Source organism: Symploca atlantica LB2515, assembly GCF_052546295.1.
In genome coordinates, this window is record NZ_JBQWMT010000001.1 from 142,083 (window position 1) to 155,433 (window position 13,351).

At 42.3% G+C, this 13,351-nt stretch carries 9 protein-coding genes; 6 read left to right on the top strand and 3 right to left on the bottom strand.

Translation table 11 applies throughout. The features are described from left to right. Positions 1-68: 68 nt before the first annotated feature. Both ACT7WV_RS00725 and ACT7WV_RS00730 read right to left on the bottom strand, forming a co-directional pair. Positions 69-1,607, bottom strand: coding sequence for an ammonium transporter (locus ACT7WV_RS00725; protein WP_445101047.1), 1,539 nt, complete (start codon positions 1,605-1,607; stop codon positions 69-71). Between the two features lie 126 nt (positions 1,608-1,733). Beyond that, positions 1,734-2,381: a hypothetical protein gene (locus ACT7WV_RS00730; protein WP_445101048.1), complete on the bottom strand. Its 648-nt coding sequence runs from the start codon at positions 2,379-2,381 to the stop codon at positions 1,734-1,736. A gap of 733 nt (positions 2,382-3,114) precedes the next feature. On the opposite strand from ACT7WV_RS00730, the gene ACT7WV_RS00735 reads away from it, so the two are divergent. The 3 genes from ACT7WV_RS00735 to ACT7WV_RS00745 are packed head-to-tail and all read left to right on the top strand — an operon-like array spanning position 3,115 to position 7,791. Further along, a complete protein-coding gene (locus ACT7WV_RS00735; RefSeq protein ID WP_445101049.1) occupies positions 3,115-4,845 on the top strand; it encodes a glycosyltransferase family 39 protein in 1,731 nt (576 codons plus the stop codon). Further along, positions 4,817-5,254 (top strand): GNAT family N-acetyltransferase, encoded by a 438-nt coding sequence (locus ACT7WV_RS00740; protein WP_445101050.1) that lies wholly within the window; start codon positions 4,817-4,819, stop codon positions 5,252-5,254. The genes ACT7WV_RS00735 and ACT7WV_RS00740 overlap by 29 nt, the downstream gene beginning before the upstream one ends. Before the next feature lie 14 nt (positions 5,255-5,268). Continuing rightward, on the top strand, positions 5,269-7,791 hold the full coding sequence (locus ACT7WV_RS00745; protein ID WP_445101051.1) for a phospholipid carrier-dependent glycosyltransferase: 2,523 nt from the start codon (positions 5,269-5,271) through the stop codon (positions 7,789-7,791). Positions 7,792-7,823: 32 nt separating this feature from the next. Here the strand turns inward: ACT7WV_RS00745 and ACT7WV_RS00750 are convergent, their stop codons facing one another. Further along, positions 7,824-7,958, bottom strand: coding sequence for a hypothetical protein (locus ACT7WV_RS00750; protein WP_445101052.1), 135 nt, complete (start codon positions 7,956-7,958; stop codon positions 7,824-7,826). Between the two features lie 299 nt (positions 7,959-8,257). On the opposite strand from ACT7WV_RS00750, the gene ACT7WV_RS00755 reads away from it, so the two are divergent. The 3 genes from ACT7WV_RS00755 to ACT7WV_RS00765 are packed head-to-tail and all read left to right on the top strand — an operon-like array spanning position 8,258 to position 13,162. Next, entirely contained in the window at positions 8,258-8,899 is a 642-nt protein-coding gene (locus ACT7WV_RS00755) for a hypothetical protein (RefSeq protein WP_445101053.1), read from the top strand. Between the two features lie 52 nt (positions 8,900-8,951). Next, positions 8,952-12,725, top strand: a complete 3,774-nt coding sequence (locus ACT7WV_RS00760; protein WP_445101054.1) for a PAS domain S-box protein — start codon at positions 8,952-8,954, stop codon at positions 12,723-12,725. Further along, positions 12,722-13,162: a response regulator gene (locus ACT7WV_RS00765; protein ID WP_445101055.1), complete on the top strand. Its 441-nt coding sequence runs from the start codon at positions 12,722-12,724 to the stop codon at positions 13,160-13,162. The genes ACT7WV_RS00760 and ACT7WV_RS00765 overlap by 4 nt, the downstream gene beginning before the upstream one ends. Positions 13,163-13,351: the final 189 nt, after the last annotated feature.

Consider the following 13,351-nt stretch of genomic DNA (forward strand, 5'->3'; position numbering starts at 1 on the left):
GCAGCGTTTAATCACAGGCGAGACAGATGATGATCAAACTCATTTGTCTCGCCTGCTGTTTTTCGCGGTTAGTATTCTTCTTCTGGGGTAATATCATAGGCACTCATGCCATGCTCACTGAGATCAAGACCTTCGATTTCATCTTCTGGAGAGACTCTTAAGCCGATTATGAGGTCAATAGCTGACCAAGCAAAGAGACTAAGTATGGCGGTAAAAGTACCTACCGAGATAATACCAAGTAATTGAGCGAAGAGCTGCTGAAAACCACCTCCTAGCAACAATCCTGACGCCGGTCCGAGGTTTTCTGTATACCAGGGGAAAACATCAGGACCGACACTAAACAGTCCTACCGCCAGTGTCCCCCAAATACCACAGGCGAGGTGGACTGAAATGGCGCCCACCGGGTCATCAATTTCTCTCTTCTCTAAAAAGATTGAGGAAAAGACCACAATAATCCCAGCGAACATACCAATCAGGACTGCATAGGGTAAATAGACGAAAGCACAAGAGGCGGTAATACTTACTAAACCAGCCAGGACACCATTAATCATAAAGGTCAGGTCTGGCTTACCGAAATACAGCCAAGAGGTAAAAGTAGCTCCAATTGCCCCCATCGCTGCTGCCAGATTAGTGGTTAGTAGGATATGTGTAATTGCCTGGGGATTGGCAGCTAGAGTCGAGCCAGAATTAAAACCAAACCAGCCAAGCCAAAGAATTAAGCCACCCAAAGTTGCCATACCCAGATTATGAGCAGGTATAGCAGTAATTTTTCTACCAAAACTGCTGCGGTTGTCGTAGGAATAGCTAAAGCTTTTTTTCTCAAGATTGCCGTCGTCTTGATATTTGCCTAAGCGTGGTCTGAGTAGCAAAGTACCTACCAAGCCAGCACAACCACCCACCGAGTGAACGACAGTTGAACCGGCAAAATCACGGAAGTTTATTCCAGATAGCCAACCATTTCCCCACACCCAGTGACCCGTAACGGGATAGGAAAGACTAACTAGAAACAGGCTAAAAAGAAGAAATGCTCCAAACTTAATGCGTTCCGCGACGGCTCCTGAAACAATAGTTGCTGCAGTTCCAGCAAAAACTAACTGGAACAAAAACTTAGCTTGTAGAGGGATACCGGCCCAGCTAATAGCACTGAAAACACCTCTGTAGGTATCGCCAGTTGCAGGAGAGTTATCAACTCCACTTAAGAAAAAGCCATGAGTGCCGAAAAAGGAATTACCGTCGCCGAACATAATGCCAAAGCCAACTCCCCAAAAAGCTACGGTAGAAATGGCAAATACAATGACATTTTTGGACAACATGTTAACCGTATTTTTTTGGCGGCATAAACCTGTTTCCAACATAGCGAAACCCGCATTCATAAAAAATACGAGGGTACTGGCAAATACCACCCAAATAGTATCTAAAATAACCCTAATAGTTTGAGAATTTTGTTCTAATTGTTCGAGGCGCTGTTCCAGAGTTAGAGAATCTTGGGCAATGGCACTTTGCAGCCCGACGAGGAAAACCCCAACAAAAAAAAGTAAGCCAAAGCATTTCTGGGGAAATAACCAGGTTTTTGGGATGTTTAACTGCTTAAATTTTTGCCTAGACATACATATTATAATTGCGTGATTAACCAAGGAAAAATTAGACTATAGTTTAGTACAAGCTTCCCCTTTACTAATCCTGAAAGTTTGACAAACAATTGATAATTGACTTTACTTAAAATGCCCAAAAACTTAGTAGGAAATTCCTCGATATCTCCTCCCACGCCTTTGTTTTCCAGAGTTTTGCTGATTAGGAGATGACTCATCTGAAGAAATATCTTCCGAACCGGCTTTTTCTTGCAGGGGTAGTGAGTCTCTAGTAACTGATTCTTCTTGTAGGGGTAGGCTAGATGACTTTTCTCTAGAAGATTGTTGATCAGCGAAGCCTTGAGCTGGCAAATCTTTTTTTACTATATCTTCAGTTCCAGATTCTCTAACTGAACTAGATTCTCTACCTGAAAAAGAAGGTTGAATAAAATTATTTCTTATATTTTTATTGTGTGAATTTATATTTTTCTCGGTAAATTTTGTGTTTTTTTCTTCAATCCAAACTGTCAAATACCACTGACTTTCTACAACCAGACAAAAAAGATTAGCATCGAGATAGTCTTGACAAAAATCCCTGACTTTTTGTCGTGCTTTTTTGGAAAAATCTAAGCCCCTGGTAAGCAGCTTATTGTGGAAAGTAATTTGAGATGCTTCCTTATAGTTAACACCTTGAATTTCCAGTTCCTCTGTAGTGATAAAGAGCATAAAGCAGCTTATGATTGTGGACTTTAACTTTTGAGAAGCTAACAATGCATTATCAAGACATTGTAAAAGCTCAGTTTTTACCCACATTCTCTACTTACAGTGTCGCACCCGGATCATTTCTGTCAGTGATACAGATGGAAGCCTTAAGAAATTTTTGCTTTTGATTAGAAAACTGGATTAGTAAACAGTAGGTAGTTGTTAACTAGCAACTACCAATTGACTTACAAGCCAGGAACTGTGGACATTTACCGATTAAGCTAGGTAATCATCCACGACAGCAATAGTCTCTCTATTTCGTAAAAAAGCCGTGCTAATTGAAAAGCCGGAATGTGGGTTGTTAACGAATGCACCCTAATCCTGATAGTTCTCACTCCAGAGTAGAAAAATTTACCTTGCTAGAGGTGGAAATGATTAGGGATTGGAACCTCTACAGCTCTACCCTAAATCATTTTGCTGCTTAGCAAAACCTACTCCGATTGCACCTGATACTCTGCCACCAAGTTACCATACTGATGGTTGCTTCTGTGGTTATCATATTTTAAGCAACCATCAGTATATTTTGCAACTTAGCCTCAGATATTTCCGGGATTTGCCTTGTTTTGCAAGATTTGCTCTACAAGATTAACTTTAGATAGTCTTTTTGTACAGATGTACTACAAATAACAGATAGCCCCGGTGAGAGGCTAAGAGGCAATTATGATGATTATTTTGAAGAAAATTAAGAGTTAAAAAATTACAGTCAAGGCAATTTAACTATAGAAAAATCTCAAAACTCAGGCTTAGATACGGTAATGATTAGTCGGCGACAGCCAAAAAATTCGTGACAAACCTAAGAAAATGGAGACAGACGTCAGGAAAATTAGGGTTCTTAATCCTTATCCTGCTAGTACTAGGAATTTTTTTTCGCTTCTTCAATTTGCAACATAAAGTTTATTGGCACGATGAAGTTTATACTTCAATACGGAGTTCTGGATATACAGGTGAGGAAGTAGTTGAGAAAATTTTTGATGGTCGTGTTATAGGCATCAAAGATTTACAAAAATATCAACATCTTAGTCCCCAAAAAGGCTTAAAAGATACTATTGGATCTTTAAGACAACATCCTGAACACCCACCACTATATTATTTAATACTGAGATTTTGGAGGCAAAATATTGGTAGTTCAATTTCAGTAACTAGAAGCTTATCTGCTGTAATTAGCTTACTGTCTTTTCCTAGTATTTATTGGCTTTGCTTAGAATTATTTGAATCTTCAACAGTAGGGTGGACAGCAGTCTCCCTAATTGCTGTCTCTCCTTTTCACGTCCTTTACGCCCAAGAAGCTAGGGAGTACAGTTTGTGGACAGTGACTATTTTGCTATCCAGCGCTTCATTGCTGCGTGCCGTGAGGTATAGCAAGCGTAGAGATGCGAAATTAAACTTTTTTGTCTGGGCAACTTATGCGATAACTTTAGCACTGAGTTTTTATACTTTCCTATTTTCTATTTTTGTGGCAATTAGTCACGGCATCTATGTATTTTTTTCCGAAAGCTGCCGCATTACTAGAATAGTTTTTGCTTATATTTTGGCTGCTGTTACTGTTATTATTTTGTTTACACCATGGCTGTTAATCATTATTAACAATTTCCTGCAATTACAAGATAAAACATCGTGGACAACAACTGAAGTTTCTGCTTCATTCCTTTGGAAAATCTGGGGTTTACATCTAAGTTGTCTTTTTATAGACCTTGGCTTAGATATCAGTCATCCCTTTACTTATGTAGTGCCGCCGCTGTTACTAATATTGGTAGGATATGCTGTTTATTTTTTGTGCTGTCATACTACTAAGTATGTCTGGTTATTTGTTGTAACTTTAATCTTAGTGACACCATTATCTCTAATGTTGCCAGATTTAATTTGGGGTGGCCAACGGTCAGTATCTAGTCGATACTTCTTACCCTGTTACTTAGGAATTCAACTAGCTATTGCTTACCTGTTAGCCAATAAAATATCTAGCTATAGTTTTCCTTTATTTACCTTACTGCATTGGCGCTCAAGAAAATTTTTCTGGAAAACTGAACCGATTGTTGATGACCATTCAACAAATAAAGCATTCGGCAATCATTTATCTAAACAAAATTTTTGGCAAGGTACAATAGTTGTAATTATCATTGCTGGAGTGGTTTCTTGTAGCATTAGTTCTCAAGCAAATACTTGGTGGAATAAAGGAGTGAGTTACCAAAATCCTCAAGTAGCTAGAATAATTAATCAAGCTCATAAACCCCTTTTAATTAGTACTTCTTCCAACGAGTATTCTGGCGTTCTTCCTGGCAATTTAATATCTTTGAGCTATCTACTTGAGCCAAAAGTCAAGTTGCAGTTGGTCGTTGACCCTAATATCCCCGACATTCCTGATGGTTTCAGCGATATATTTGTATATTCTCCTTCGCGAAACTTAGAACAAGGACTGAAGGAACGATATAAGACTAAAATAAATACTATCTATGAAGCTGGGATAATTAAACTGGGAAAATTGGAAAATTATGAGTCGCCTTATTCTAAAAAAAGTTGACTATCTGGAAGGTCAGACTGCAATAAAAGCAGTGCGAATACAGGTATTTCAAGTAGAACAAGGAGTTGCTCCTTCCTTGGAATTCGACGGCGAAGATCAGGCAGCTAAACATATCCTAGCCTACTTAGATAACCAGCCGATTGGAACTGTTAGAATCAGGTATTTAGATAACCAGACAGCAAAAATAGAAAGACTAGCTGTCTTGTCTCATGCTAGAGGTCAAGGGATTGGCAAGCAACTGATGGAAAAAGCTGTAGAGATTGCTGCTAATCAAGGTATTAAAGAAGTAGTAATTCACGCTCAAGAATACGTGCAAAGTCTTTATCAAAAACTAGGCTTTACCCTAGAAGGAGAAAGATTTGACGAAGCAGGTATTCCTCATGTGAAGATGAGGAAAAAACTAGGATAAAGCAGGTAAGTTTGGTGGTGCAAAAGGAGCAACGCAATCAATTCAAAATATTGATAGGATTGGGGGCAATTTGGCTAGCAACAGCCTTGTGTGATCGCCTCTGGTTTAGTCTCGATCAGTCTATTCCAGCTTGGGATCAAGCAGATTACTTAACAGGATCATTAAACTACTGGCAGGCTTTGCAGCATCCCCAATGGTTGTCTGGTCAATGGTGGGCAAATTTCTGGCAACTCTCTTCCAAAATACCGCCTTTAACCTATATTGCCACAGCTATGATCCAGCAGCTTTTTGGCACAGGTATAGAACAAGCAACCTTGGTACTATTGTTATTCAGTGCCGTGATCTTGGGTTCAGTTTATAGCTTAGGTGTCCAGCTATTCAACAGCCGAGTAGGTTTATGGGCTGCGGGATTGACAATGCTATTACCGGGACTGTATCGATATCGGTTAGAGTTTCTCCTCGACTATCCTCTGACAGCCGTTGTCACCCTAAATTTTTGCTGTCTTACTGTTTGGCGACGTAAAACTTTTGCAACAAAGTTGAAAGTTGAAAAGCGCAACCAGCTAGCAACAACTCTAATCTGGGCAATACTTTTCGGTCTTTCTTTGGGGTTGGCGTTGATGGTTAAACAAACCGCCCTGCTATTTCTTTTGACACCAATACTGTGGACTATTATCGGCGTCATCCGACAGCGTTACTGGGGAAAACTGGCTCAGTTAAGTGCTGGTTTGTTGGTATCGGTATTGGTCTTTGGTTCTTGGTATCGTATCAATTGGCTGCTGATACTAACCTCTGGGAAGCGAGCAACTATTGATTCTGCGATCGCAGAGGGAGATCCTGCCCTTAATACCCTAGACGCCTGGATTTACTACTGGAAAATTTTGCCTTATTTAGTTTCCTGGCCTCTGTTATTAGTGCCGATAGTTGGGTTAGTGTTCTACGTAATTAAAAATTACCCATTAAAAATTAAACATAAAAATTCGCCAGTTTTTTCTTCAATTAGTTGGCTAGCAGTATTTTTAATAGGCGGTTATCTTTTGTGTTCCCTAAATATTAATAAAGATGCCCGCTATATCTTGCCTCTTCTACCAGTTCTCTCCCTGCTTCTCGCCTATGGTCTAAACCAATGGCCTGGTGGTTGGGCCAAAAATATTCGCTGGGGTACTGCTAGTCTGGCCATTGTGTTAATGTTGCTCAATCTGTTCCCCTTGGGTGGAGGATTTTTCACACAAATACTTAGCCCCCGTGTCCAGCATCCACCTTATCTCGGTTCAAAATGGCCTCATCCTCTAGTTATTGCAGAAATTAGCCAAACTTCACCCTACTTACGTACTACCTTAGGGGTGTTGCCTTCAACACCACAGATTAACCAGCACAATTTAAACTACTACGGTGCCTTAGATAATTTCCAAGTCTACGGGCGTCAGGTGGGAACACAAGCCAAACAAGTATCTCAAGATGTGCGATCGCTCTCTTGGTTCCTGACCAAAACTGGTGATCAAGGTTCAGTCCCAGAAGCTCAAGCTACCATCGTACAGACCGTTGAGCAAAGCTCAGATTTTCAGTTGCAACAAACCTGGCACTTACCTGACGAGAGTACTCTAAAACTCTACCACCGTAATCAGCCACCGATACAGGTGCAACCCCTTCCCCAATTAAGTCACTCACTTGGTCAAATTCAATTAGAACAAGTTACAGTGCCAGAAACAGCCCCTCCTGGCCGGCCAGTACCAGTAACCTATCAGTGGCTTGGCCCTTGGCAACAGTTACAATCAGGTATCGTAATCTTGACGTGGCAACCGATCGTAGGTTCGTCTCAATATCAGTGGCTACACGACCACGGTATCGCGATGGGAGAGTTACACTCTCCGCAAGGGTTACAGCTTGACGGCAAGAGTTTTCGAGTAACTGAACGGACGGCCATGCTGCCTCTGGCTAATCTGCCAACGGGCACCTACACCTTAAAGGCAACCTACCTGAATCGGCAAACTGGTGAAACTTACCCCCTGGCGGTGCCAACCGTGACGTTGAAAATTGACCCAGTTGCCCCCGCGATGCCAGCACCGGAATTAGATCTAATTACTCAGCTGCGGACTTTATCCGCTAACTTACCTCAAGGGCCCAAAGCCTTAGAACCCGTCTTTGAGGAAACTGGTCGCATTAACCAATATGATCCCATTCAAGACTATCTAGTGCAAGCTGACTTAGCGATGCAATACCGATTACAAGCAGCACCACAAAAGCTCAATTTAGCTTATGCCCTAGCTTTTTCCCAAGTCTTGCAAGAAGATGCCGAGGGAGCGATCGCAGCTTGGCAACGAGTGACGCAATTAGATCCCCAAAACCCTTATGCTCACGCTTACCTCGCCTTCGTCTATCTTTATAACTGGCAGCCTAGATACGCCGAGGAAGCCCTTAAGCCTGCCCTTGCCCTAAACCCTAACATCCCAGAAGTTCAAGCCCTCTCTGGTATTGCTGCCCTTTTGCAAGGCAAGATTTTTCTGGCGTGGCAAGAGCTTGGGAAAATTAAATTTTAAACCAAGAGTTAAGATAAAATCTCAGGCTCACTTCAAGCTTCCTTATGGGAATGACTGAGGCTTTGCTTGTGTATTAGTCTTTTGGGTTCAGCTGGCGGTTTTCCTAGAGCAATGACGCTCATCATACCAAAAGCACTGACAAGAACACACCCAATAATAACTTCCATTGTTTTGTTTTTCTTTTGCACGGTTGATAGCTCAACTGTATGACGCTTCAGTTAGCTAAAGTAACGGCAATATGCAACTAGCGAAGAGTGACCTTTTTTTGGGTAAATTTAACCCCATTTTCCGGCGTTACGGTCATCCAGGAGTGGACAATTTAAAAACTAGCACTCTTTATTCTTCGCCTAAAGCAAAGTAAAAACAACAAGCTTCGCTATTATTTTCCCAGAGCAGGCTAAAATCATTGCATTCTGAGCTTAAGGGAGTCTCAAAAGTTTAAGATTTAACTGGAAAATTGGTAACCATGAAAAAGGCACAAGATCCACAAAACAAGGCCAATATTTACAACAAGTATCCTTTCCCCTTTGCATTACTGAGAAGCTTGCTTGTTCCCTCTTATTTTTTCCTCTTGACAACTAACGCTGATGCCTTACCGGGTCAAAGTGCTCAAAGAGTTGTTTCCTGGATTAATGCTCATCCTACTTTAAGGCCCTCCATTGGTGATGGCTTGACCGTAAGCAAGAGCAGTACTCCTGCACAGCGATTTAATTTTACCGCCTCGGCACTACCTCCCGGACGGCTCATCGCACCGAGAGATCGCAGTACAATTAGCAGCGAGCGCCTTACCTTGTACGACAGGATTAACGGCGTAACTTTTGATCGCCTCCAAGAATCTCTGCGAACAATCTATGGCCCAGATATCTATCAAGATTATAGCCAAGCAAGATTAGTGTATAGCTATCCCACCCCCAGAACTTTAGATAGAGGGCGGCGGTTCAATCTTCCTTTACTTTCGGCTCAAGAAGGTAAATTATTTTTAGGAAAACACTATGCTTATTGGCTGGAAATAACTAACACAGAAACTGGCAAGGCTTTTAATGGACAATTAACGGTTTTTTTAAAACAAGATTTAGATAAGTTACAAACAGAATTAAGCGCTCGCTAGAATGTTAGCTTGGCTCAAGTTTAGTAGCTTATTTATAGCTCTTTGATCTGGGATGGCTAGAACTCACTTGAGTGGAGATATTCAGGCTCTCCAAGAACGCTTAGAGGCGATTCAGCAGTCTGCCCAAGACTCGTCAATTCAGCCGGAAGAACTGCTAGCAGAGGCGATCAATGAGCTTTCGCTGGCCCTGGAAAAGTTGCGCCAACAAAAGCAAAAATTAATTGCCACTCGTCCAGAGTTGGCAAGAAAAAGCCAACACTACCAAGACAGCTTTAAGGAAGTACCCCAGCCAGATAGAATAACTAAAGAGGAGCAAACAAGAGACTCCCAGGATACATTCGAGCAGTTGCAGCGAGAAATAATTAAGCGTAAGCTGGCCATTGTCGCCCTGCAAGAAAGTGAAGAACGTTTCCGGGCAATCTTTGAGCAGGCTGCTGTCGGCATTGCTCAGACGACCCCTTCCGGTCAGCCTCTGCGCTATAATCAACGGTTCTGTGAGATTGTCGGGTACACAGAGTCAGAACTTTTAGACTATGCCTTTATCAATATTACTCATCCAGATGTCCGAGAAGCAGAAGCAGAATTGATCAACAAATTGCTCGTTGGTGAAATTTCCACCTACTCCCTGGAAAAAGCCTACGTCCGCAAAGAGGCGCAGTTGCAATGGGTGAATGTCAGTGTATCGTTGGTGCGCGACTCTAGCGGAACTCCGCAATATTTCATTGCAGTAGTCGAGGATATCCAAGAGCGCAAACAGGCAGAAGCTGCCTTACGAGAAAGTGAGGAACGCTTACGAGTCATCTTTGAGCAAGCTGCGGTGGGCATTGCTCGAGTGGCTCCTTCTGGTCGTTTTCTTCAGGTTAACCAACGCTATTGTGACCTGGCGGGGTACACAAAATCGGAAATGTTGGAGCGCACTTTCCAAGACATTACCTATCCAGATGATTTAGAGTCTGACTTAGAGCAAATGCATCAGTTATGTGCTGGCGAGATTTCCACTTTTTCTATGGAAAAACGCTTCATTCGCAAAGACGGTCAACTGCAATGGACTAATTTGACAGTTTCACTGGTACGTGACTCAGTAGGTGTTCCACAGTATACCATCGGTGTGGTTGAGGACATCCAAGAACGCAAGCGAGCTGAGGAACAGTTGCAAGCTACTCAAGAGCGTTATCGCATTGTCTCAGAACTGATCTCGGATTATGCTTACTCCCTGCGACTATCTCCGAACGGCAAAGCTAAGGCAGATTGGACTACCGACGCCTTGAGTCGTATCTCTGGTTTTACCCTCGAAGAAGTCGAGCAAGATCTAGGCTGGCAAAAGTTGATTCATCCGGATGATTTACCCATTGCTTGGCGACGCGCACAAGCTTTGCTTTCTGGGCAATCAGATATTAGCGAATATCGGATTATTACTAAAAGTGGAGAGGTTCGCTGGCTGCGTGACTATGGATGTCCGATAGAGGAAGATGGAGTTGGTGGCGCTTCTTCCATACCATCTGAGTCTCAATCCCAGCGCCTCATCTACGGTGCCGCACAAGACATCACTCAGCAAAAGAGAGTCCAAGAACAGCTGCGATACCGATTAGTTCTAGAGACAGCCTTGGCGCAAGTGTCGAGAAAGCTTGCCACCAGTGAAGCGGTGGATTTAAATCAGGTATTGGAAATTCTCGGAGTTGCCGTGGGTGCTAATAGCGCTCATCTGCTCCAGTTCTCTGCCAGCAAAGCTCTTGGCGAAAATTTTTATCGATGGTGCGAGCCTCAAACCCTAGCTACGAACCTTGAGGACTGGTGCAATCTAGACAAGTATTCCTTTCCTTGGCTTTGGTCAAAGCTAAATAATAACCATAATATCGTTATCTCAGATGTTGAGGAGCTTCCCCTGGCTGCACAAGCAGAAAAAAATTGGCTCAAGGAGCTTAATGTCTGTTCTACGCTGATTGTCCCCATCTACCAGCAGTCTGGTCAAGTTTGGGGAACAATCGGTTTGGACAACACCGGAGAGAACCGCAAAGATTGGTTGCAGGAAGATGCTCAACTGCTCAGAGTAGTGGGTGAAATAATTTATAGCTATTGCGATCGCCTGCAAGCACAAGCAGAACTCCGAGCTTCTGAGGCACTTTACGCTGGCATTTTTAACCATTCAGCCGAGAGCATTTTTTTGGTCGATGTCTTGCCAGATGGTCAGTTTGTCTATGAAACCATGAACCCAGCTCAGGAAAAGGCAACTGGCATCAGCGCAGCAGAGTTGGCTGGTAAGACGCCCCAAGAGGTGTTGCCACCAGACATCGCGATCCATGTCGAAAAACGCTACCGCGCCTGTATAACAACCGGGACACCACTCACCTACGAAGAGACTCTGGAACTGCCGATAGGTACTCGGATGTGGCGCACTACTTTAGTCCCAATTCGAGATCTTCAAGGTCGAATTGTCAAGTTGCAGGGTGGATCCAGAGACATTACTGAAGAAAAACAAGCCACAGCTAGACAAATTCGACAAACTCGGTATCGGCATTTATTGACCTCTGTAACACTAAAAATCCGTCAATCTTTGCAAATTGAAGAGATTTTGCAAACTACTGTCGTCGAACTGCAAAAAACCCTGCAAACTGACCGAGTTTTGTTCTTTCGCTTGTTGCCCGATGGCTCTGGAAAAGTTGTCAATGAAGTCGTACTGCCTGAATTTACAGCCATGCTGGGAATGATCATACAAGATGAGTGTTTGCCTGAGCGATACCTGGAAAAATACCGTAAGGGACGTATTCACGTTTGTGATCATGTCATTTCGGCCGGTTTTACTCCTTGCTATTTAGAGTTTATGCAACAGCATCAGATTCAGGCTAACTTGATTGTGCCAATTTTGCTCAACACCAGTGAAACTGAATCTATTGCGATCGCTAAACAGGGGAAAGAAGGCAAAATTTCTGATCATCTCCGTCAGGGGTTGATTAATATTAATCAGCAACCTCAAATCCCAAATCAACTCTGGGGTCTGTTGTGTGTTCAACAATGTAGCACTATTAGACAATGGACATCTTTTGAAATTGAGCTAATGCAACAATTGGCTTACCAGTTAAGTATCGCTCTCTATCAAGCTCAGCTTCTAGAGCAAGAAACCCGTCGGCGTCAAGAACTAGCTCGTTCTAATGCCGAATTAGAACAGTTTGCCTATGTTGCTTCCCATGATTTGCAAGAACCGTTACAAACAATTGCCAGCTACGCCAAGCTTTTAGAAAGACGTTACTACGACAAAATTGATGCTAAAGCTAATAAATTTATTCATTACATAGTGGATGGATCTATACGCATGCAGCGGCTGATTAACGACTTACTAGAGTATTCGCGAGTGGGTAGAAAGCCGCATATTTTTGAGATCACAGATTGTAATTTGGTACTTGAGGAAGTTATAGCTAATCTCCAACAAACCATCATTAAAAATCAAGTAGTGGTTACTAAAAGTCATCTCCCTCGACTAATCGCCGATAGCTCTCAACTAGTACCACTGTTTCAAAATCTCATCGGCAATGCTATTAAGTATCGCTCCCTAGAGCCACCATTAGTTGAAATTAGTGCCAAGTTGCAAGACGATGTATGGTTATTTTCTGTCCGAGATAATGGCATTGGTATTGCACCGAAGCACGCTGAGCGTATTTTTCTCATTTTTCAGCGCCTCCATACCCAAGAAGAATATCCTGGCACCGGCATTGGTTTGGCGATTTGTCAAAAGATTATGGAACGACATGGCGGACGCATCTGGGTAGAGTCGGAAGCGAGTAAGGGGTCAACTTTTTATTTGGCCTTTCCAGTGCAAGATCTTGATGTATGACCAAACTACACGAATTAAGAGACATTCTGTTAATTGAAGACACAGCCAGCCATCGGGATTTGATACTGGAAGCTTTAGAAAGTTTGCCTCTACTGCACAAAGTACATTTAGTTAGTAATGGCGAAGAAGCACTCTATTTTCTCTATCAAAAGGAAAATTATGCTCAAGCTCGTCGTCCCAGTTTGATTTTGCTAGACTTGAATATGCCCAAAATGAATGGGTGTGAATTGTTAGAAACTATTAAGCAACACTCTGAGTTAAAACTCATCCCGGTGGTAGTTTTTACCACTTCAACTGCTCAAGAAGACATTCTCAAATGTTATCAACTGTATGCCAATTGCTACATTACTAAACCTTCTGATTTAGACCAATTTTTTGAAGTTGTCAGAGGAATTGTTAATTTTTGGTTCAATATTGTGACTCTACCAGGCACCTAGAAGAAAAAAACAAGATATCATATAATATTGCTCAACTACTTTTTGCCCAGGGATGAGATAGAACAACGAATAAATCTCATTGCCAGTTGATTACGAAATTAAACATTGGACTAACTAAACTTTTTCCTAAAGTAGTAGAGGGGAGAGCAAATAATTCTAGTTAAGAAAAAGCCAAAACTCCAGTCGTTT

Bases quoted from the DNA above. Each gene is read 5' to 3' on its own strand.
- ACT7WV_RS00725 (WP_445101047.1), bottom strand. From the start codon at position 1,607: ATGTCTAGGCAAAAATTTAAGCAGTTAAACATCCCAAAAACCTGGTTA.
- ACT7WV_RS00730 (WP_445101048.1), bottom strand. From the start codon at position 2,381: ATGTGGGTAAAAACTGAGCTTTTACAATGTCTTGATAATGCATTGTTA.
- ACT7WV_RS00740 (WP_445101050.1), top strand. From the start codon at position 4,817: ATGAGTCGCCTTATTCTAAAAAAAGTTGACTATCTGGAAGGTCAGACT.
- ACT7WV_RS00750 (WP_445101052.1), bottom strand. From the start codon at position 7,958: ATGGAAGTTATTATTGGGTGTGTTCTTGTCAGTGCTTTTGGTATGATG.
- ACT7WV_RS00755 (WP_445101053.1), top strand. From the start codon at position 8,258: ATGAAAAAGGCACAAGATCCACAAAACAAGGCCAATATTTACAACAAG.
- ACT7WV_RS00760 (WP_445101054.1), top strand. From the start codon at position 8,952: ATGGCTAGAACTCACTTGAGTGGAGATATTCAGGCTCTCCAAGAACGC.
- ACT7WV_RS00765 (WP_445101055.1), top strand. From the start codon at position 12,722: ATGACCAAACTACACGAATTAAGAGACATTCTGTTAATTGAAGACACA.